Origin of the sequence: Cupriavidus sp. a3, from assembly GCF_051015765.1 — a bacterium.
Taxonomy (GTDB): domain Bacteria; phylum Pseudomonadota; class Gammaproteobacteria; order Burkholderiales; family Burkholderiaceae; genus Cupriavidus; species Cupriavidus oxalaticus_A.
Map to the genome: position 1 here is coordinate 406196 of NZ_CP170643.1, position 21643 is coordinate 427838.

Annotated in this window: 14 protein-coding genes; 10 read left to right on the forward strand and 4 right to left on the reverse strand. The window is 66.7% G+C overall.

What is annotated here, in order from left to right:
• Positions 1 to 210 precede the first annotated feature (210 nt).
• The 3 genes from ACAD63_RS01910 to ACAD63_RS01920 are packed head-to-tail and all read left to right on the forward strand — an operon-like array spanning position 211 to position 4623.
• A complete protein-coding gene (locus ACAD63_RS01910; protein WP_195431130.1) occupies positions 211 to 1674 on the forward strand; it encodes a mannitol dehydrogenase family protein in 1464 nt (487 codons plus the stop codon).
• Between the two features lie 21 nt (positions 1675 to 1695).
• Entirely contained in the window at positions 1696 to 2715 is a 1020-nt protein-coding gene (locus tag ACAD63_RS01915) for a TRAP transporter substrate-binding protein (protein ID WP_135706020.1), read from the forward strand.
• A gap of 39 nt (positions 2716 to 2754) precedes the next feature.
• Positions 2755 to 4623, forward strand: a complete 1869-nt coding sequence (locus tag ACAD63_RS01920) for a TRAP transporter large permease subunit (protein WP_434033359.1) — start codon at positions 2755 to 2757, stop codon at positions 4621 to 4623.
• Positions 4624 to 4678: 55 nt separating this feature from the next.
• Here ACAD63_RS01920 and ACAD63_RS01925 read toward each other — a convergent pair whose 3' ends face one another.
• Positions 4679 to 4867 (reverse strand): hypothetical protein, encoded by a 189-nt coding sequence (locus ACAD63_RS01925; RefSeq protein WP_135706018.1) that lies wholly within the window; start codon positions 4865 to 4867, stop codon positions 4679 to 4681.
• A gap of 544 nt (positions 4868 to 5411) precedes the next feature.
• Between ACAD63_RS01925 and ACAD63_RS01930 the strand changes: the two genes are divergently transcribed.
• Positions 5412 to 8141, forward strand: a complete 2730-nt coding sequence (locus ACAD63_RS01930) for a UPF0182 family membrane protein (protein WP_434033360.1) — start codon at positions 5412 to 5414, stop codon at positions 8139 to 8141.
• Positions 8142 to 8512: 371 nt separating this feature from the next.
• A complete protein-coding gene (locus ACAD63_RS01935) occupies positions 8513 to 8965 on the forward strand; it encodes a PA2169 family four-helix-bundle protein (protein ID WP_133093486.1) in 453 nt (150 codons plus the stop codon).
• Between the two features lie 98 nt (positions 8966 to 9063).
• Here ACAD63_RS01935 and ACAD63_RS01940 read toward each other — a convergent pair whose 3' ends face one another.
• Positions 9064 to 9558, reverse strand: coding sequence for a M48 metallopeptidase family protein (locus ACAD63_RS01940; protein WP_133093541.1), 495 nt, complete (start codon positions 9556 to 9558; stop codon positions 9064 to 9066).
• 49 nt (positions 9559 to 9607) lie between these two features.
• The gene (locus ACAD63_RS01945; RefSeq protein WP_133093487.1) at positions 9608 to 9826 is read right to left on the reverse strand and encodes a hypothetical protein; all 219 of its coding nucleotides are present in this window, start codon (positions 9824 to 9826) and stop codon (positions 9608 to 9610) included.
• Between the two features lie 137 nt (positions 9827 to 9963).
• On the opposite strand from ACAD63_RS01945, the gene ettA reads away from it, so the two are divergent.
• A complete protein-coding gene (gene ettA / locus ACAD63_RS01950) occupies positions 9964 to 11631 on the forward strand; it encodes an energy-dependent translational throttle protein EttA (RefSeq protein ID WP_029048366.1) in 1668 nt (555 codons plus the stop codon).
• 103 nt (positions 11632 to 11734) lie between these two features.
• Here ettA and ACAD63_RS01955 read toward each other — a convergent pair whose 3' ends face one another.
• On the reverse strand, positions 11735 to 12880 hold the full coding sequence (locus ACAD63_RS01955; protein WP_133093488.1) for a metallophosphoesterase: 1146 nt from the start codon (positions 12878 to 12880) through the stop codon (positions 11735 to 11737).
• 284 nt (positions 12881 to 13164) lie between these two features.
• On the opposite strand from ACAD63_RS01955, the gene ACAD63_RS01960 reads away from it, so the two are divergent.
• The 4 genes from ACAD63_RS01960 (at position 13165) to ACAD63_RS01975 (ending at position 21632) form a co-directional block, all read left to right on the forward strand.
• Positions 13165 to 15546 (forward strand): carbohydrate-binding family V/XII, encoded by a 2382-nt coding sequence (locus ACAD63_RS01960; protein ID WP_434033361.1) that lies wholly within the window; start codon positions 13165 to 13167, stop codon positions 15544 to 15546.
• Positions 15547 to 15742: 196 nt separating this feature from the next.
• Complete coding sequence (locus tag ACAD63_RS01965; RefSeq protein ID WP_135706318.1) at positions 15743 to 17011, forward strand: efflux RND transporter periplasmic adaptor subunit; 1269 nt, start codon at positions 15743 to 15745, stop codon at positions 17009 to 17011.
• Positions 17008 to 20193: an efflux RND transporter permease subunit gene (locus ACAD63_RS01970; protein ID WP_135706015.1), complete on the forward strand. Its 3186-nt coding sequence runs from the start codon at positions 17008 to 17010 to the stop codon at positions 20191 to 20193. Before ACAD63_RS01965 ends, ACAD63_RS01970 begins: the two co-directional genes overlap by 4 nt.
• Complete coding sequence (locus ACAD63_RS01975; RefSeq protein ID WP_434033362.1) at positions 20190 to 21632, forward strand: efflux transporter outer membrane subunit; 1443 nt, start codon at positions 20190 to 20192, stop codon at positions 21630 to 21632. The genes ACAD63_RS01970 and ACAD63_RS01975 overlap by 4 nt, the downstream gene beginning before the upstream one ends.
• Positions 21633 to 21643: the final 11 nt, after the last annotated feature.

The window sequence follows — 21643 nt, forward strand, 5'->3', positions numbered from 1 at the left end:
GGCATGACCGTATGGGAAGGATGCGAAGCAGGTTACCGCGCGAAGGGAGGGGCGGATACGGGCGGATTCTGCAGCGGGAAAGCGCATGGGCTGCACAAATCTTGCGAAACGGCTGCACGTCTGCAGCATTTCTCAATGGTACGTTTTGCCATGGTCAACAGCACGGATGCCACGCACGATGCCGCAATACAAACAATCGAGGGTCAGGGCATGAGGCTGGCGCAGCGTACCGTCTGCAGCGCCGACGCCGCCGTGCAACAGCCCGGCTACGAGCGCAGCCGTCTGTCGCGCGGCGTGGTGCATATCGGGCTCGGCGCCTTCCACCGCGCGCACCAGGCGCTGTACACCGAGGCAGCGATCCATGATGGCGACACGCGCTGGGGCATCGTGGGCGTCAGCTTGCGGGAACCGCGCATGGCGCGCGCGCTGACTGCGCAGGATTGCCTGTACGCGGTCATCGAGCGACAGGGTGCCGAGGCCACGGGGCGCATCGTGGGGGCGCTGGTGCAGGCCCTGTATGCGCCGCATGCACTGGAGCAGGTGATCGGCGCCATCGCCGATCCCGCCGCGTCGGTCGTAACCTGCACCGTGACTGAAAAAGGCTACCACCGGCATCCGTCGACATCCGACCTCGACACCAGCGATCCGGAAATCCGTCATGACCTGGCCCATCCCGAGGCGCCGCGCAGCACGCTCGGCGTGCTGGCGGCGGGGATACGCCGCCGGCCGTTCGGCGCGCCGCTGAGCATTGTCTGCTGCGACAACATGGCCGACAACGGCGACACGCTGCGCAAGCTGCTGACGCAGTACGCGTCGCAGGCCGATCCGGCGCTGGCCCGGCGTATCCACGATGAGGTGGCGCTGCCGAACACCATGGTCGACCGCATTGTGCCGGCCGCAACGCCAACGTCGCTGAACTGGACGCAGCAGCGCCTCGGACTACGCGATGAAGCCGCCATTGTCTGCGAGCCGTTCACGCAATGGGTGATCGAAGACCGCTTCGCCGGAGCGCGGCCCGCGTGGGAGGCTGGCGGCGCGCTGATGACCGGTGATGTCCGGCCGTTCCAGGCCATGAAGCTGCGCATGCTGAACGGCACGCATTCGGCGATCGCCTATGCCGCGCAGTTGTGCGGCATAGAAACCGTGGCCGGGGCGATGGCCGATCCGGTCCTCGGTGCCTTCGCGCGCGGGGTGATGGAGGACCTGCATGCCACCGTCACCGCGCCGCCGGAGTACGACGTCGCCCGCTACGGCAATGCGTTGCTGTGCCGCCTGCGCAACGCGGCGATCGCGCATCACACCGCGCAGATTGCGATGGATGGCACGCAGAAGGTCCCGGTGCGCTGGCTGCCGGCCTTGCGCGAAAGCCTGGCCGCGGGCATCGAGCGGCCATGCCTGGAGCGTGCGCTGGCGCTGTGGCTCCACTATCTGCGCTGCGACATCAACGAGCGTGGCGAGCCGCTGGTCGCCAGCGATCCCGGTGCGCCGCCACTTGCCGCAGCGCTGCGCGGCGCGGACAGCAATACGGAAGCCGTGCACCGGGCCCTGGCGCACGGCGCCGTATTTGGCGACGCCCCGTGGCCGCAGCAGTTCCGGCGCCGGCTTGCCGCACACCTGACGGTATTGCGCGAGCGCGGCGCGGCAGCACTGCTGTCCTTCCCGGCCACAACTTGAACAACAGGAGACAAGCACATCATGGCCCATCGGTTCACTCGCCGGCAGTTCGGCGCACTCGCCGCCGGCGGACTGGCGCTGGCATTGCCCGCGCGCAACGCGTTCGCCCAGAACGCCACCATCAGGCTGAAGTACGGCACGGCCTTCCCGGCCGACCATCCGGGCACGCTTCGCATCAAGGAGGCCGCCGAGGCCATTCGCCAGGACACCGGCGGCAAGGTCGACCTGCAGGTCTATCCCAATAGCCAGCTGGGCAGCGAGCCGGACATGGTCTCCCAGGTCCTCGCCGGTGCCATCGACTTCATGTCCACGGCCAGCACCAACCTGCAGACACGTGTCCCGGCCGCCAGCATCAACGGTGTGGCCTTTGCCTTCAAGGACTACGCCGCGGTGTGGGCCGCGATGGACGGCGGACTGGGCGCCTATGTCCGGGGCGCGCTGGGCAAGGTGAACCTGCACGTGTTCGAGAAGTGCCTCGACAACGGCTATCGCAACATCACCTCCGCTACCCGCCCGGTGAACACGCCAGCGGACCTGAAGGGGTTCAAGATCCGCGTCCCGGCGATCCCGCTGTGGGTCTCGATGTTCAGGATGCTGGGCGCGGCGCCGACGGTCATACCGTTCGCCGATCTCTATTCGGCGCTGCAGACACGCGTGGTGGATGGCCAGGAGACGCCGCTGTCGCTGATCCGCAGCGGCAAGCTGTATGAAGTGCAGAAGTTCTGCTCGATGACCGCGCATACCTGGGACGGCCACTTTATCTTCGGCAATGCCAGAAAATTCCAGGCACTGCCGCGCGAGGTGCAGGCTTTGCTGACGACGCGCTTCACCACCGCGGCGCTGAAGCAGCGCGAGGATATCGCGCGGCTCGACGTCGAAGCGCAGGCGGAGATGACCCGGCTTGGCATTAAGTTCAACCGGCCGGATCCGGCGCCGTTCCGCAAGCTGCTGCGGGACGCGGGCTTCTACGCCGAGTGGCGCAAGAAGTTTGGCGACGAGGCATGGCAGATGCTGGAAAAATACACCGGGCCGCTGGTCTGAAGCAGGCACCATCAAGCCGACATGCAAGAGGAGACAAAGATGGAGCACACCGCCGAGACCCTGGACCGGCCCGCCAGTACCCCCTCCACGGCCAGCGCACGCTGGAGCCGCGTCCTGGCCTGCGTGGTCGAGGTTCCGGCCGCGCTGATCGTCGTGGCCGAGACCCTGATCCTCGGGGGCGGCGCGTTTGCGCGTTATGCCTTGCATGCGCCGCTGCCCTGGACGGAGGAACTCGCCGGCATCCTGTTCCTGTGGCTGGCGATGCTCGGCGCCATCATTGCCCTGCAGCGCAGCGCGCATATGCAGCTCACCACCTTCATCAGCAAGCTGCCGCCGCACCGGCGCGCATGGCTGGATGCCTGTGGCATGTGGATGGTGGTGGCGTTCCTGTTGCTGCTGGTGCGGCCGGCTTGGGAACATCTCGTCGAACACGTGGACGTGCTGACGCCGACCCTGGAGGTCAGCGAAGCCTGGCGCGCCGGGGCGGTGTTCGCCGGCACCGTGCTGATGCTCGTGACCGCCGCGATCCGCCTGCTGGAGACCGCAAGCCGCAGGCAGGTGGCCCTCAGTGGCCTGCTGGTCGGGCTAGGCGCTGGCGCGTTGTGGCTGCTCTCGCCGGTGCTGTTGGGACTGGGCAACGCCAACCTGGTGATTTTCTTCCTGCTGATGCTGGTTGGCTGCGTTGCCATCGGCGTGCCCATTGCCTTCGCTTTCGGGCTCTCCACGCTGTGCTACCTGGCGCTGTCCACGACCACGCCGCTGTCCATCATGCCGAACCGCATGCAGGAGGGCATGTCACACCTGATCCTGCTGGCGGTCCCGCTGTTCATCTTCCTCGGCGGGCTGATCGAGATGACGGGCCTGGCGCGCGCGATGATCCAGTTCCTGGTCAGCCTGATCGGGCACGTACGCGGCGGCCTGCAGTATGTGCTGCTTGGGGCGATGTACATCGTCTCGGGCATCTCCGGTTCAAAAGCTGCCGATATGGCGGCGGTCGCGCCGGCGCTGTTCCCGGAGATGAAGCAGAGCGGCGCGAAGGATGGCGACCTGATCGGCCTGCTGTCGGCGTCCGGTGCGATGTCGGAAACGATTCCACCCAGCATCGTGCTGATCACGGTGGGGTCGGTCACGGGCGTGTCGATCACCTCGCTGTTCATCGGCGGGTTGATGCCGGCGCTGGTCGGCCTGGCGATGATGGCACTGGTGGTCTGGTGGCAGACGCGCAAGGAGGACAGGGGCGGCATGGTGCGGCCATCGAGCAGGACGTTGCTGAGATTGCTGGTGGTGGCCCTGCCGGCGCTGGCGCTGCCGGTCATCATTCGCACGGCGGTGGTGGAGGGCGTGGCCACTGCCACCGAGGTATCGACCATCGGCATCTTCTATACGGTGCTGGCCGGCTTGCTGGTGTACCGGCAGTTCGAACTCCGGCGCATTTATCCGATCCTGCTCGATACCGCGGCGTTGTCCGGTGCGATCCTGCTGATCGTGGGCTGTGCCACCACCATGGCGTGGGCGCTGACGCAGTCCGGGTTTGCGGAGGACCTGGTCAGCATCATGTCCGCTGTGCCGGGCGGAAAGACTGGCTTCCTGCTGGTGTCGGCGCTGGCTTTTGTGATCCTGGGCAGTTTGCTGGAAGGCATCCCGGCCATCGTGCTGTTCGGGCCGTTGCTGTTTCCGATTGCCAGGCTGGTCGGCGTGCATGAGGTGCACTACGCCATGGTGGTGATCTTCGCCATGGGGCTGGGCTTGTTCGCGCCGCCGTTCGGCGTGGGCTTCTATGCCGCCTGCGCCATCGGGCGCGTGTCGCCGGACGTTGCCATGCCGCGCGTGTGGCCGCATATGGCGGCGTTGTGCATTGCGCTGTTGCTGCTGACGCTGGTGCCGTGGTTCTCGATTGGGTTCCTGTAAGGCTGCGGGCAGGGGCTTACCAGTGGGACTGGCAAGCCTTCAGCGGCCAAGGCCGTCAGGCGGCAAGCTCCTCCGCCAATATGCCTTCCAGCTGCGCCTTCAACAGTCGAAGCAGGCAAAGCGCACTGAAGCAGCCTTCGGATGCGTCGCACAACTGGTCCAGCATGCCAAGCACGCCTTCGATGCCCGCCGCCAATGACTCAAGATTCAGCCGTGCCGCTGTGGATAACGAGTTTCCCGACATATGACCTCCGATCGTTGGATGAAGGCCTGCCGCGCGACGTGAGGGGAGGGCGGCGGGCCTGACAACGAGGGTGGAAGCCCGGTGTCACAGCCAATGCCGGTCAGCCTTGCGGCTGTCTCGTCCGGCCCGCCATAAAGCAATGGCTAGCCCGAATGGGCAAGAAGGTCGCCAACGGCGACTATCAAACTGTGACACGCGGGCTTCCACACCCGGTCATCGTTGTTCGATGACGGCCTCAGTCTCTCGCGCCTTGGCTCGCGATTCGATAAGACACTTCGCATTCCCATACGGACGCCGCATCCTGCCTGAGTGCCGTTCGCCGGCAAATAGCCAAACACCGAAACCCCTCCTCCCTCAACCCGCCCACGCCGGCGAGCTGGCGCCTTTTGCATGGCTTCCCCGGCGGCACGGCTCGCTGTCTCCCGATCGTCTCGCCTACAATGAATCAGACTGCACAATTCGCCCGGACCCACGCATTGCCGCGCGGCACCTATCGCACAGGCAAGCAGGTCACGGACGACAGTGCGGCAAAGGAGCATGATCGATGCGCTCGCCAGCGATGGATGCCACGCGCCTGAGACGCCCCGCGACCTGGGTAGTGGCCGTCATCGTCGCGCTGGTCGCTGCCGGGCGCGTCAGCGACCTCATCGTTGACTGGCTGTGGTTTACCTCCGTTGGCTACGCCGGGGTTTTCCGCACCATATTCTCGACCCAGGCGGTGCTGTTGCTTGCCGTCTTCGGCGTGTCGGCGGGTGCGATCTGGGTATCGGGCTGGCTGGCGCACCGCTGCGCGAGGCAGGCGCAGGCCTGGGCGCCGGAGGCCCGGGGCGAACCGGTCGGCGAGATGGCGATGCGCCTGCCCTGGCGCGCCGCCATTGCCGGCGTTGCCGTCTTTGTAGGGCTGCTGATGGCCGTCGGAGAGCTGTCGAGCTGGGACACTGCGCTGCGCTACATCAATCAGGTTCCATTCGGAAAGTCCGATCCGATCTTCGGCAAGGACATCGGCTTCTACTTCTTCTCGCTGCCTGCGTATCTGGCACTCAGGAACTGGCTGCTCCTGCTGCTGGGCTGCTGCGCAGTGATTGCCGGCGCGGTCTATGGGTTGCGCGGCGATATCGCGCTGGTCCAGCCGCCGCGCGGGCTTTCAGCGGCGGCCGCTATCCATGCTGCCGCGTTGCTGGGCTTGTTCTTCGCGTTGCAGGCGTGGTCCTACTGGCTTGACCGCTACCTTCTTCTCTATGGCGACAACGGCGTCGTGGTCGGCGCGAGCTATACCGACATCCATGTGGGGCTGCCGGTCCTGTGGCTGCAGTGCAGCCTGTCTGCCGCGGCTGCCGCCGCTTCATGGGCCTATCTGCGCTGGCGGGACTACCGGGTGCCTGCGGCCGGGGCAATCCTGGTGGCCGGCAGCGCGTTCCTGCTCGGCACGGTCTATCCGGCGCTGTTCCAGCGATTCTATGTCAAGCCCAACGAACTGCAACTGGAGACGCCGTACCTCGAACACAATATCGCGCTGACACGTGAGGCCTATGGCGTAACGCAGATCGAGGCAAAGCCGTTCCCGGTCGAACAGAGCCTGAATCTTGCCTCACTCCAGGCCAATCGCCCGACCATCGACAATATCCGTCTGTGGGACCTGCAGCCGCTGCGCGATACCTATGCGCAGCTGCAGGAGATCAGGACCTATTACAAGTTCCTCGCGACGGATATCGACCGCTACCAACTCGACGCCGGTTACCAGCAGGTCATGCTGTCGGCGCGGGAGCTGGAGCCGGCGCTGATCCCGCCCAATGCCCAGACCTGGGTGAACCTGCATCTCTTGTTCACCCATGGCAATGGCGTGGTCATGTCGCCGGTCACCGAGAAATCCGCCGAAGGCCTGCCCTTGCTCTATCTGCATGACATTCCACCGCTCTCCGACGGCGGCCCGGTCATCCACGAGCCGCGCCTCTACTTCGGAGAAGGCGGCAAAGGCTATGTCATCGTCAACGGCAGTGTGCCCGAGTTCGACTACCCCAAGGGCAAGGACAACGTCTATACGGCCTACCGCGGGCGCGACGGCATCGACGTCGGCAGCCTGGCGCGCCGGGTCCTGTTTGCCTGGCAGCTCGACGATCCCAATATCCTGCTGAGCGGCTACATCACGCCGCAGAGCCGCATCCTGCTCCATCGCAACATCCGGGACCGGGTGCGCACGATTGCCCCGTTCCTCATCCTCGACCGCGACCCCTATATCGTGGCAAGCGACGGGCGCCTTTACTGGATCCAGGACGCCTACACCACCAGCCGCTGGTTCCCTTACTCGCAGCCTGGCACCGGCGACGGCGACAACTACATTCGCAACGCAGTCAAGGTAGTGATCGATGCCTACAACGGCACGGTGGACTTCTACGTCAGCGACCCCGCTGATCCAATCCTGCGGGTGTACCAGCGCATCTTCCCGGGCATGTTCAGGCCGCTGGGCGCAATGCCGCGGGACCTGCAGCGGCATATCCGCTACCCGGAAGACCTGTTCCTGGTCCAGGCGCAGATCTACCGCGCCTACCACATGGAAGCGGCGGAAGTCTTCTATAACCGCGAGGATCTCTGGGAGTTCCCGCGCCAGTTGTCGGGCATGAGCGCAGGGAACACGCCCGCCGAGCGGATGATGCCCTACTACATGATCCTGCGGCTGCCTGAGGAAGCGAGCGCCGAGTTCGTGCTCATGCTGCCGATGGTGCCCAGCCAGCGCGAGAACATGATCGCGTGGCTCGCGGCGCGCTCCGATCCGCCCAACTACGGCAAGCTTGTCGCCTACACCTTCCCCAAGGAGAAGCTGGTCTACGGGCCGTTCCAGATCGAGGCGCGCATCCAGCAGAATACCGAGATCTCGCAGCAGATTTCGCTGTGGAACCAGATGGGCTCGCGCGTCATCCGCGGCCATCTGCAGGTCGTGCCGATCGAGAATTCCATCCTCTATGTCTCGCCGCTCTACCTGCGCGCGGAGTCCGGCCAGTTACCCGAACTGAAGCGGGTGATCGCCGCCTATGGTGATCGCGTGGCCATGGAGGACACCCTGGGCGCGGCCCTTGCGGCCCTTTTCGGGGGATCCGCCCCGGTGGCGATATTTGAGCAGGGCGCTGCGAACACCCGTGCGCGCGAGGCACTCGCGCACTATGACCGCGCCATCGAGCGCCTGAAAGCAGGGGACTGGGCCGGCTTCGGCGCGGAACTCGATGCCTTGCGGCCGCTGCTTGAGGCGCTCGGGGGCGGGGGTGCCGACAGGCAAAGGTGAACGGCCCGTCTAAGGCTCCGCTGTCGCCGCCCTCTGGGGGAGGGGGGCGCTGCACGAGGGCCGGCCAGAGTGCGCCGGGCTGAAGGTGTGGATGGCGCATGATCCGCTTGTACTCCTGCTGCCGCTCAAGCATAGCCCCTTGGGATCGTGGCGCCGGCGCCATCCCGCCGGGCTTCAGCCATCTCCTATCATGTAGTCACGCCTTACCTCTGAACGAGCAGGCAAACGGGGCCCGGCGCGAACCAGCTGATTCATGTCGATGGCGTCTGCGACGCCGCTCTCACGGCCGGTTACGCGGCGGCGGTTCCTCCTTTGGCTTACCTGGCGGCGCCAAAGCTGCGCGTCGCCTGAATGCGTGTTGGGAGAATGCCATGGGCGACAACCAGCAACAAACTGTCTTGGCGCTGAACCAGCTGATCGAAGCTGGCAAGGACAGCGAACTGGCCTGCATGAGCGGTGCCGGTGAAGTGCGCGATGCACAGCTTCGCGACATCCTGACCGCTACGGCGGACACCTACCGGGCGTCGGTGAAGGAATTGCAATCGATGGTCAGTGCCATGGGCGGCCGGCCGACCGACCGGGGCACCATGAATGGCACGCTGTTCCGTGGCTGGATGGCGTTCCGTCACATGCTGCAGCCAAACAACGACGACGCCGTGCTGGGAATGTGCGAGCACGAGGAAGATGCCGCCAGGCGCGAGTATCAGTCCGTCATGATGAAGACACTGCCACCCGATGCCAGCGCGACACTTCAGCGCCAATATGACGCGTTGAAGCGGCAGCATGAGCGGATACATGCCATGCGCGGCATGCAGGTTCATTGAGGGCTCGCAGTCACACCAAGCGGAGGTGCATTACCGCCGCGTTGCCGGCGGTAATGCGACTTCGCCAATCCGGCCGACGATTCGCGAAGAAGCTGTAACTAGCTTCCCGCCTTGTCCAGTTCGCGCCACGCCAGCCACAGGCGCGTGTCGAATTCCAGCTGGTGGTAGCGCGGCTCCATGTGTTCGCAGAGCCGGTAGAAGGCCTTGTTGTGGTCGCTCTCCTTTAAGTGCGAGAGCTCGTGCACGACGATCATGCGCAGGAATTCCGTCGGCGCTTCCTTGAACAGCGACGCCACGCGGATTTCCTTCTTGGCTTTCAGCTTGCCGCCCTGCACGCGCGAGATCGCGGTGTGCAGGCCCAAGGCCTTGTGCGCCGAGTCGAGCGTGGCATCGAAGCCGACCTTATGCAGCGGCGGCGCGCTGCGCAAAAATTCCTGCTTCAGTTCGGTGGCGTAGTCGTACAGCGCGCGATCGGTCTGCACGGTATGGCGGCCGGGATAGCGGCGGGCGAGGTGGTCGCCCAGGCGGCCGGCGGCGGCGAGTTCGCGCACCTGGTCGAGCACTTCGGGCGGATAGCCGCCCAGGAAGCGCATCGGGTCCTTGCCGGCGGGGCGCCAGGTTTCCGTCACTGCTGCAGCCTGCTTAGTGGTGATGGTGATGCATCCAGCTGTTGTCCAGCGAGTTCACGAAGGACTCGACTGCATCCTTGTCGCCGGTGGCGTGGCGCATCATCTCGCCGCATTTGCAGAAGCCCTGGTACGGGGTGATGTGCGAGCACGCGGACGTCTTCTGCAGGTACAGGGTGACGGGTTTCGCGCACTTCTTGCACTTGAACTTCAGGGTCAGGGCAGGTCTGCTCATGGCGATGGCTCGGAAAATCAGCGGAAAGTCGAACCTGCCATTGTACCGGCGGGGGCCAAAGCTGGCTGGGGCCGGCAGCGCGCGCCGGCGTGCCTGATACACTCCCGCCATTCCCGCACCAACACCAACACGCACCCATGGCACAGTACGTTTTCACCATGAACCGCGTGGGCAAGATCGTTCCGCCCAAGCGTCACATCCTGAAGGACATCTCGCTGTCGTTCTTCCCCGGCGCCAAGATCGGCGTGCTGGGCCTGAACGGCTCGGGCAAGTCCACGCTGCTCAAGATCATGGCCGGCCTCGACAAGGAGATCGAGGGCGAGGCCACGCCGATGCCGAACCTGAACATCGGCTACCTGCCGCAGGAGCCGCAGCTCGATCCCGAGCAGACCGTGCGCGAATCGGTGGAGGCGGCGCTGGGCGGCGTGTTCGAGGCGCGCAAGAAGCTCGATGAGATCTACGCCGCCTATGCCGAGCCGGACGCCGACTTCGACGCGCTTGCCGCCGACCAGGCCAAGTACGAAGCCATCCTGGCCGCCAGCGATGGCAACAACGTCGAGCTGCAGCTGGAGATCGCCGCCGACGCGCTGCGCCTGCCGCCGTGGGACGCGAAGATCGGCCACCTGTCCGGCGGTGAAAAGCGCCGCGTGGCGCTGTGCCGCCTGCTGCTGTCGCGCCCCGACATGCTGTTGCTCGACGAACCGACCAACCACCTGGATGCCGAGTCGGTCGACTGGCTGGAACAGTTCCTGACGCGCTTCCCGGGCACCGTGGTGGCCGTGACCCACGACCGCTACTTCCTCGACAACGCCGCCGAGTGGATCCTGGAGCTGGACCGCGGGCAGGGCATCCCCTGGAAGGGCAACTACAGCTCGTGGCTGGACCAGAAGGAAGCGCGCCTGAAGCAGGAAGAGGCCAGCGAGTCGGCGCGCCAGAAGGCCCTGCACAAGGAACTGGAGTGGGTGCGCCAGAACCCCAAGGGCCGCCAGGCCAAGTCCAAGGCGCGCCTGGCCCGCTTTGACGAGCTCAACAGCCAGGAATACCAGAAGCGCAACGAAACCCAGGAAATCTTCATCCCGGTCGGTGAGCGCCTGGGTAACGAAGTGATCGAGTTCGACAACGTCAGCAAGGGTTTCGGCGACCGCATGCTGATCGAAAACCTGAGCTTCAAGGTGCCGCCGGGCGCCATTGTCGGCATCATCGGTCCGAACGGCGCCGGCAAGTCGACGTTCTTCAAGATGCTCACCGGCAAGGAACAGCCGGACAGCGGCGAAATCAAGATCGGGCCGACCGTGAAGATGGCGTTTGTCGACCAGAGCCGCGATGCGCTGGACGGCACCAAGACCGTATTCGAGGAAATCTCCGGCGGCGCCGACGTGCTGACCGTTGGCCGTTACGAAACCCCGTCGCGCGCCTATATCGGCCGCTTCAATTTCAAGGGCGGCGACCAGCAAAAGCAGGTCGGCACGCTGTCGGGTGGCGAACGCGGCCGCCTGCACATGGCCAAGACGCTGATCGCCGGCGGCAACGTACTGCTGCTGGACGAGCCGTCGAACGACCTCGACGTGGAAACGCTGCGCGCTCTGGAAGATGCGCTCCTGGAGTTCGCCGGCTGCGTAATGGTGATCTCGCACGATCGCTGGTTCCTGGACCGGATCGCGACGCACATCCTGGCGTTCGAGGGCGACTCGCATGTGGAGTTCTTCCCGGGCAATTACCAGGAATACGAGGCGGACAAGAAGAAGCGGCTGGGTGAAGAAGGGGCCAAGCCGAAGCGGATTCGGTACAAGCCGATTGCGCGGTAAGGTACTGCTGAGTGTGAAAGAGAACCAGGCCTGCGGGCCTGGTTTTTTTATGGCTTTTTTATGGCTGTAACGCTCGCGAGCGCATTGGCGATGCTGCTTAGTCCTACGCCCGCACCAGCCGCAACCGCGTAATCTCCGAAGGCGCCCCGAACCGTTTCGGCGGCCCCCAGTACCCCGTCCCCCTGCTCACATAGACCCACATCGCGCCATGCCGCACCAGCCCCGCGGTGTACGGCTGCTGCATCGGCACGAACAGGTTCCACGGCCAGAACTGCCCCCCGTGGGTATGCCCTGATAGCTGCAAGTCAAAGCCAGCCTCCGCGGCGGCGGCGGCAGTGCGTGGCTGGTGCGCCAGCAGCACGCGCACGCCGGCCTGCGCCGGAGCGCCGGCGATGGCGCGGTGCGGGTCGCTGCGGTGGCTTTCATGGAAGCGGCCGGCGGAGTAGTCGGTCACGCCCGCCAGCACCAGCGGCTGCCCACCGTGCTCCACCACCACGTGCTCGTTCATCAGCACGCGCAGGCCGAGCCGGCGCAGTTCGTCGATCCATGGCTGCGCGCCGGCGTAATACTCATGGTTGCCGGTGACGAAGTAACTGCCATGGCGCGCCTGCAGCCGCGCCAGCGGCGCGGTATGCGCGGACAGTTCGCGCACGGTGCCGTCGACCAGGTCGCCGGTGATGGCCACGGCGTCCGGCTGCAGGCTGTTAACGCGCTCGACGATGCGGTCGAGGTAAGGCCCCTTGATGGTGGGGCCGACGTGGATGTCGCTGATCTGCGCGATGGTGAAGCCGTGCAGCGCCTCGGGCAGGTCGGCCACGGGCACGTCGACCTCGACCACGCGCGCCACGCGGCGGGCGTTGATATAGCCGGCCAGCGTGACCAGCAGTGCCAGCAGCGGCACGGCGAGGGCGCTGCCCGATGCCAGTCCGGCGGCCTGCCAGCCGAGCAGCTTGCCCGCCAGCCAGGCGGCGGCCAGCGCGACGTCGCGCGCCAGCGTCAGCACCAGCAGGGATGAGAAGAATCCCATTGCCAGCATGCCGATCCAGGAAATCCGGTCCGCCCACGGCTGGCTGAAGCGCCGCGCCAGCAGCCCGGCGGGCAGCAGCGCGCAAGACAGGGCGAGCCAGACAACAGCAAGCATCTTGACCAGCATCGGCACGGGCATTGCCGGCAAGAGGCGCAGCCCGATGTAGGCGTGCAGCAGCGCCGTGATCAGCGCGGCAGTCAGGATCGTGGTGCGAGGAGGCATGGGGCGCGGCAATAGCCAGGGAAACACTGGAGATGAGGCCGTGGCGCGGTCGCTTCAAGGGCGGCGGCTGGTGGCTGGCGCAACGGCGCATCGCGCCTCGGTGTCTTCCTGACCACCAGGCGCCGCAGGGGCGGTGCATCATGCACGCAGACGGCCCGATCTGTCTTTTTTTGCAAGCGCCCTGAATGTTTTCAAATGCGATTGTTCGCCTGTCCGGCCTAATTTAGATTGCCAGCATGGGCCGCCTGCTGTGCTGCATCGTGCCCTCCACGCTGGAGAAAGCCATGCCTTTTCGCCTCAAGCAGACCAGCGCCCTGATCGTGGCGGCGTGGCTTGCGCTCGCGCCCCTCGCGCCGCGGGCCGCTACGCCACCGCAGCCAACCGCCGCAGCGCTGGCCTGGCCGCGCAATTTCGACGCCGCCAACGACCATGTCGAGCTGTACCAGCCGCAGGTCGAGACATGGGACGGCAACCGCCTGTCGGGCCGTGCCGCCGTGGCGGTAGGCGAGAAGAGCGGCTCGCCTACCTACGGCGTCGTGCATTTTTCGGCCACCGCCGATATCGACAAGCCGTCCGGGCTGGTGCAGCTGAGTGCGCTGCGCATCGAGAGCGTGGAAGTCCCCACCAGGCCGGACGCCGCCGACCGGGTACGCCAGGCGCTGGTGTCCCGGCTGCCGGCCAACGGCCTGACGGTGCCGCTGGACCACTTGCAGGCCAGCTATGCCGTGTCACAGCAGCTGGCCCGCGCCGGCCGCGTGCCGGTCCGCAACGACGCCCCGCAGATCCTGTTTGCGACCACGCCGACACTGCTGGTGCTGGTCGACGGCGACCCCGCCTGGCGCGCCGTTGCCGGCACGCAATATGAACGCGCGCTCAACAGCCGCGCCCTGCTGCTGCGCGAGTCGGGCGGCGAGCTGTACCTGAAGGCCGCTGGCTACTGGTACCGCTCGGAATCCGCGGGCGGCGCATGGGAGGTCATGACGACGGTGCCGAAGGCGCTGGAGCATGCCGCCACCAAGGCCGCCGCCGGCATGAAACCGGACGCGATGCTGCCCGCGGACGGCAAGCGCCCGGCGCGGGCACCGGCCATCGTTTTCGCCACCCGGCCGACCGAGCTGGTGATCACCAGCGGCGCGCCGCAGATGACGCCGGTCAGTGGCGTGGGCCTGCTGACGGTCTCCAACGCCGATCACGCCATCTTCGTCGACCCGGCCACCAACCAGTATTACGTGCTGGTGTCAGGCCGCTGGTTCCGCGCGCCGATGCTGACCGGGCCGTGGGAATACGTGCCTGGCCGCGAGTTGCCGGCCGACTTTGCCAAGATCCCGACGACCGATCCCAAGGCCAACGTGCTGGTGTCGGTGCCGGGCACGCCGCAGGCGCGCGAGGCCGAGATCGCCGCCACCATCCCGCAGACCGCCACGGTCTCGCGCAGCAAGGCCAGCCTGAACGTCACCTACGACGGCGCGCCGCGCTTTACGCCGATCACCGGTACCTCGCTCAGCTATGCGGCGAACACGGGCACGCCGGTGATCGAGGTCGATGCCAGCCACTACTACGCGGTCGCCAATGGTGTCTGGTTCGCGGCGCCCGCACCGTCGGGACCGTGGCGCGTCGCCACCGAGGTGCCGTCGGCGATCTACACCATCCCGCCGGCCTCGCCGCTCCACTACGTGACCTATGTACGGATCTACTCGGTCACGCCTGACACCGTCGTGGTCGGCTACACCCCCGGCTACATGGGCGTGGTGGTCAGCCCCGACGGCACGGTCGTGTACGGCACCGGCTACGTCTATCCGGCCTACGTCGGCGCGGTCTACTACGGCTACCCGGTTACCTATGGATACGGCGCAGGCTTTGGCGTCGGCATGGCCGAGGGGTTTGCCTTCGGCTTCGCCGCGGGTGCGTTCTGGGGTGCGGCGTCGCCGTACTGGGGACCGTACTGGTGGGGCGCCCCGTTTAACTGGAACTACGTCAATGTGAACCAGGCCAATTTCTATGGCCGCTGGGGGCAGGGCACGGTGACGCATGCGCAAGGCTGGAATGCCTGGACCGGCACCGAGTGGCGCGGCAGCGCGGCCTCGGGCATCAACCCGGCGACCGGCGCGCGCTACCAGGGCAGCCGCGGCGCGGCGTTCAACCCATATTCCGGCAACTACGCGGCCGGCCACCAGGGCTCGTTCGCCAAACCGTCGACCGGCCGCGAAGGCGCCGCGCGCGGCGGCGTGGCCGGCAACACCTATACCGGCGACTACGCGGCCGGACGCCAGGCGGCGGGCTACAACGCGCAGACCGGCCGCATCGGCGCGGGCGAGGCCGGTATTGCCGGCAACACCCGGACCGGCGCGCACACCGCCGGCAGCCGCGGTTTTGTCGCCAACCCCGGCAAGGACAACGCCCTGGTGTGGAACAACGGCAACGTCTACGCCGGCCACGACGGCTCCGTGTACCAGCACACCGACGACGGCTGGCAGAAACACACCGCCGGCGGCTGGGAACCGGTGCAGCCGAACAACGACGCCACCAGCCGGCTGGAGTCGCAGCGCCAGGCACGCGAGGTCGGCCAGCAGCGCTGGCAGGGCATGGCGCAGCACTGGCAGGGCGCAGGGCGCTTTGGCGGCGGTGGCTTCCGCGGGGGCGGCTTCCATGGCGGATTCCGGCGCTGAAGCGGTGGCCGGACAACTGCCGCCAGCCCGGTCCCGGCTGTCGAAATGAGTAAACACGGGCACAAGAAAGATTGAATTGGCGCGTCCATGGGCGCGCCTTAACCTGCCTGAACAGGCACAGGATCGGCGGCGGGCGCCGCTGCGTCCGGCATCGGGGGCGGCCATGGTTGCTGGCGGAGGAGGCTTTGTGAGGACAATGCTTAACGGGTGCGGCGTGGCGGGCCTGCTGGCCCTGCTGCTGGTGGCGGGTTGCAGCAAGGAGAAACCGGCGGCGGTGGCGCCGCCGGCAGCCGAGGTGGGTGTCATCACCGTGGCGCTGCGCGACGTGCCGCTCGTCTATGACTTCGTCGGCCAGACCCAGAGTTCGCAGCAGGTGGAGATACGTGCGCGCGTCAATGGCTTCCTGGAGAAGCGGGTCTATACGGAAGGCGCCCTGGTCAAGACGGGCGAGACCCTGTTCCTGATGGATCCCAAGCCGTTCGAGGCCACGCTGAAGGCGGCCGAGGCCGAAATGGCGCAGCAGCAGGCGCGCCTGAATACAGCACGCGCCGACCTGAACCGCGTGCGCCCGCTGGCGGCGCGCAATGCCCTCAGCCAGCGCGACCTGGATGACGCCACCGGCAAGGAGCAGGAGGCAGCAGCCGCGGTGGAGCAGGCGCGCGCCAATGTGATCAATGCCAAACTGAACCTGAGCTACACCACGATCAAGTCGCCGGTGGCGGGCCTGTCGAGCTTTGCCAAGCGGCAGGTGGGCTCCTATATCGATACCACCAACAGCCTGCTGACCTATGTCGCCAAGCTGGATCCGATGTGGGTCAACTTCAGCCTGTCCGAGAACGAGGTGCTGTCGTTCCGCTCGTCGGAGAAGTCGGGGGCGGTCCGGTACCCGGCGCAGGAAGCCTTCGACATCGTCATCGTGCTGGCCGACGGGACGGAGTTCCCGCACCACGGCAGGATCGCTTTCGCCGACGCCTCGTTCAGCCAGGAAACCGGCACCTACCTGGTCCGCGCCGAGGTCGCCAATCCGCAGGGCACGCTGAGGCCGGGCCAGTTCGTGCGGGTCAAGGTGCATGGCGCGATGCGCACGCAGGCCATTGCCGTGCCGCAGGAAGCCATCGTGCAAGGCCCGCGCGGGCAGACGGTCTGGGTGATCGGCCCGGACAGCAAGGCGCAGCAGCGCGTGGTCGACGTGGGGGAATGGACCGGCTCCAACTGGGTGGTGCGCTCGGGCCTGAAGGCCGGTGAGCGCGTGGCGGTGAGCGGCCTGGTGCGGCTGATGCCGGGCGCGACGGTCAAGGCCGTGCCGGCGACCGAACTGGCCGCGCATGGCGCGGCCAGCGGTGCCCAGCCCACGGGTGCCCAGCCTGCTGCCGCGGGCTCGGCCACTCCGGCCACTCCGGCCGCTCCGGCTGCATCCGGTGCAGGCGCGCAGCAGGCGGCGGGCTCCACCGGGGGCAAGCCATGAAGCTTGCCCATTTCTTTATCGACCGGCCGATCTTCGCATCGGTGCTGTCCATCATCATCACGGTGGGCGGCCTGGTGGCGCTGACCAAGCTGCCGATCGCCCAGTTCCCGGATATCACGCCCCCGTCCATCACGGTCACGACCAAGTACCCCGGCGCCAGCGCCGAGGTGGTGGCGCAGAACGTGGCCGCGCCGATCGAGCAGCAGGTCAACGGCGCCGACCACATGATGTACATGAACTCGACGAGTTCCTCGACCGGCGACCTGACGCTGACCACGTATTTCGAGATCGGCACCGACCCCGAGCTCGCGCAGGTGGACGTGCAGAACCGCGTCAACCTGGCGCTGCCCACGCTGCCCGATGCCGTGACGGCGCAGGGCGTCTCGGTGCAGAAGCGGTCGTCGGCGTTCATGATGGTGATTGCCATCTACTCGCCCGACAACAGCTACAACCAGACCTTCGTCGGCAACTACGCCAACATCTACGTGCTGGATGCGCTCAAGCGCATTCCCGGCGCCAACCAGTCGTCGATCTTCGGCAGCCCGGACTACGCCATGCGCATCTGGCTGCGGCCCGACCGCATGGCGTCGCTGGGCATCACCACCGAGGACGTCAAGAACGCGGTCTCCAACCAGAACCAGCAGTTCTCCGCGGGGCGCATCGGCCAGTCGCCGACCACCGGGCCGGTGCAGCAGACCTTCCCGATCGCCACCAAGGGCCGCATGACCGAGCCGGCCGAGTTCGACAACATGATCCTGCGCGCGCAGTCCGGCGACGCCGCGCTGGTGCGCCTGAAGGACATCGGCCGCGCCGAGCTCGGGTCCAAGGACTACTCGCTGCGCAGCCGCTACAACGGTAAGACCGCCACGCTGCTGGCGGTGTACCAGCAGCCGGGAGCCAATGCGCTGGATGTGGCCAAGCAGGTGCGGTCCACGCTGGCGGAGCTGAAGAAGAGCTTTCCGCCCGGGCTGGAGTACGAGATCGCGCTCGACACCACCGAGTTCGTGCAGGAGTCGATCGACGAGGTGGTGCACACGCTGCGCGACGCGGTGATCCTGGTGATCCTGGTGGTGTTCCTGTTCCTGCAGAGCCTGCGCGCCACGCTGGTGCCGATCCTGGCCGTTCCCGTGTCGATCATCGGCGCCTTCGTCGGCATGAGCGCGTTCGGCTTCTCGGTGAACATGCTGACCTTGTTCGGCATGGTGCTGGCCATCGGCATCGTGGTCGACGACGCGATCGTGGTGATCGAGAACGTCGAGCGCAACATGACGGAGTTCAACCTGCCGCCCAAGGAGGCGGCCAAGAAGGCGATGGACGAGGTCAGCGGCCCGGTGGTCGCGATCGTGCTGGTGCTGCTGGCGGTGTTCATCCCGGTGGCGTTCCTGTCGGGCATCACCGGGCAGCTGTACAAGCAGTTCGCCATCACCATCGCGGTCTCGGTGGTGCTGTCCGGCGTGGTCGCGCTGACGCTGTCGCCGGCGATGGCGGCGATCCTGCTCAAGCCCGGCCAGCACAAGAAGAACCGCTTCTTCACCTGGTTCAACAATTCCTTCGACCGGCTCATTGCCGGCTATGACAGGTCGCTGCAGATCGTGATCCGGCGCACGGTGATGTCGATCGCCATCATCCTGGCGATGGTGGCGGTCAGCGTGGTCATGTTCATGCGCATCCCGACCTCGTTCCTGCCGGTGGAGGACCAGGGCTATCTGTTCGGCGCGGTGGTCATGCCGGACGCGGCCAGCCTGGATCGCACCCAGACGCTGTCGAGCCGGGCCGAATCCTGGCTGTCCAGGCAGCCCGGCGTGTCATCGGTGGCCACGGTCGATGGCTACAGCCTGATCGATTCGCAGAACAAGGCCAATGCCGGCACGCTGTTCATCACGCTCAAGGGCTTCCATGAGCGTGGCGAGGGCGAGTCCGCGGCCGACCTGATCCAGAAGTCGATGCGGGAATTCTCGCGCTACCAGGACGGCGTCGTGATCCCGCTGAATCCGCCTTCGATCCCGGGCCTGGGCACCACCGGCGGCTTCGAGTTCTGGCTGCAGAGCACAGCGGACGGGACTTACCAGCAGCTGGAGCAGAAGGTCCACGAGTTCATCGCCAAGGCCCGCCAGCGGCCGGAGCTGACCGGCGTGAACTCCACCATCAATTCGCGCTCGCGCCAGTTCCTGGTCGAAGTCGACCGGGAGCGCTCCGAGACCCAGGGCGTGCCGGTCGAGAACGTCTATTCTGCGCTGCAGACCATGTTCGGCTCGCTCTACGTGAGCCAGTTCCCGAAGAACAGCCGCTTGTTCCAGGTGATCCTGCAGGCCGAGCCCGAGTTCCGCTCGCGCCCGGAAGACCTCGACAAGGTCTACGTGCGCAACCACAACGGCGAGATGGTGCCGATCAAGGCGGTGACCTCCACCAAGTATGTGCCGGGGGCGGACATCGTCACACGCTTCAACAACTTCCCGGCCGCCAAGGTCATGGGCGACGCCGCGCCGGGCTACAGCTCGGGGCAGGCTATCTCGGCCATGGAGGAGGTGGCGCAGGAGGTGCTGGGGCCGGGCTACGCCTATGCCTGGAGCGGCCAGGCTTATGAAGAAAAGACCGCCGGCTCCACCGCGGTCTACGTCTTCGCCTTTGCCTTGCTGATGGTGTTCCTGATCCTGGCGGCGCAGTACGAGAAGTGGTCGCTGCCGCTGGGCGTGCTGCTGGCGGTGCCGTTCGCGCTGTTCGGCGCGCTGCTCGGCATCCTGATGCGCGGCATGGAGAACGACGTCTACTTCCAGATCGGCCTGACCGTGCTGATCGCGCTGGCGGCGAAGAACGCGATCCTGATCTTCGAGTTCGCGGTGGAAATGCGCGAGAAGGAGGGGCTGAGCGCCTACGATGCCGCTATCCACGCGTCCAAGCTGCGCCTGCGGCCGATCATCATGACCTCGCTGGCCTTTATCCTGGGCTGCGTGCCGCTGGCCATCGCCAGCGGCGCCTCGGCCGCCAGCCGGCAGTCGCTCGGCACGGGCGTGATCGGCGGCATGCTCGGGGCGACGGTGATCGCGCTGTTCTTTATCCCGATGTTCTTCTGGGGCCTGGAGCGCATGTCCGAAGGCAAGCCCAGGAAGCCCGCCAAGGCCGGCGATGCACAGCAGCCACCCACTACTCCACCCACCGCGCCGTCGGCCGGAGAAACGCTATGAGCCCGCGCGTGTGGATGCTGGCGGCCTGTGCGGCGGCAACGCTGGGCGGCTGCGCGATCGGCCCCAACTACCAGCGCCCCGAGACCCCGGACGCGTCGCAGTACCGGCTCGACACCGGCGCGCTGGCGATCGCCGCCGACAGCGACTGGTGGAACCAGTTCAGCGACCCGGTGCTGAACGCGCTGGTGGATGAGGCGCTGGCAGGCAACTACGATATCCGCATCGCCGCCGCACGCATCGACGAATTCCGTGGCCAGCTGATGGTGGCGCGCGCCGGCTTTTTCCCGCAGCTCAATCTTTCCGCGTCGGCCGCGCGCCAGAGCATCGGCAGCCTGAACAGCACGCAGTTCGGCAGCGGCACCGGCAATACTTACCAGTTGCTGGCCAACGCCAACTGGGAGATCGACCTGTGGGGCCGCATCCGCCGGCAGGCCGAGGCGGCCGAGGCCAGCCTGTGGAATGCCGAGTATGCGCGCCGCGGCGTGGTGCTGGCGCTGGCGGCTTCCGTGGTGCAGGGGTATGCCACGCTGCGCGGGCTCGATGCGCAGCTCGATGTCGCGCAGCAGACGCTGGCATCGCGCGCGAGCGGGCTGGATATCTTCCGCCAGCGCTATGAAGGCGGCGTGATTTCGCAGCTTGAACTGGCACAGGCCGAGAATGACTACTACGTGGCCGAGGGCTCGATCCCGCCGCTGCGTGCCAGCATCGCGCAGACCGAGAACGCGCTGTCGGTGCTGCTGGGCCGGCCGCCGGGCCCGATCGAGCGTGGCAAGCCGATCCACGAGCTGCAGGCGCCGCCAGTCGGCGCCGACCTGCCGGCCGCCTTGCTCTCGCGCCGGCCCGATGTGCTGCAGGCCGAGCAGGCCGCCATCGCCGCCAATGCGCAGCTGGGCGCGGCGCAGGCGCTGTACCTGCCGGCGGTCAACCTGAGCGGCCTGTTCGGCGCCGTGGCGGCGTCGCCGGGCGCGCTGTGGGACAGCGCGTCGCGGGTGTGGGCGTTCGGCGCGGGGCTGACCCAGCCGATCTTCCAGGGCGGCGCCATCCGCGGGCAGGTGCAGACCGCGTCCGCGCAGCGCAACCAGGCCATGTTCGCTTACCAGGGCACGGTGCTCGCGGCGCTGGCGGATGTGAACAGCGCGCTGGCCAACGGCGTCGAGACCCGCACGCGGCTGGGCAGCCTGCGCCGGCAGGAACAGAGCCTGTTCATCTATGCCGACCAGGCTTTTGCCCGGTACGAGGGCGGGTATTCGAGCTACCTGGAGGTCACCAATGCGCGCGAGAAGCTGTTCGATGCGCAACTGGCGGCGATCCAGGGCAAGGTCGACGTGCTGACCAGCACCGCGGCGCTGTACAAGTCGCTGGGCGGCGGCTGGCCGTCGGTGCCGCAGGCCGTGCGCGAGGCGGGGATGCAAGGGGATGCGAAGGTGCTGGCGAGGTAGGACCGAAGCCG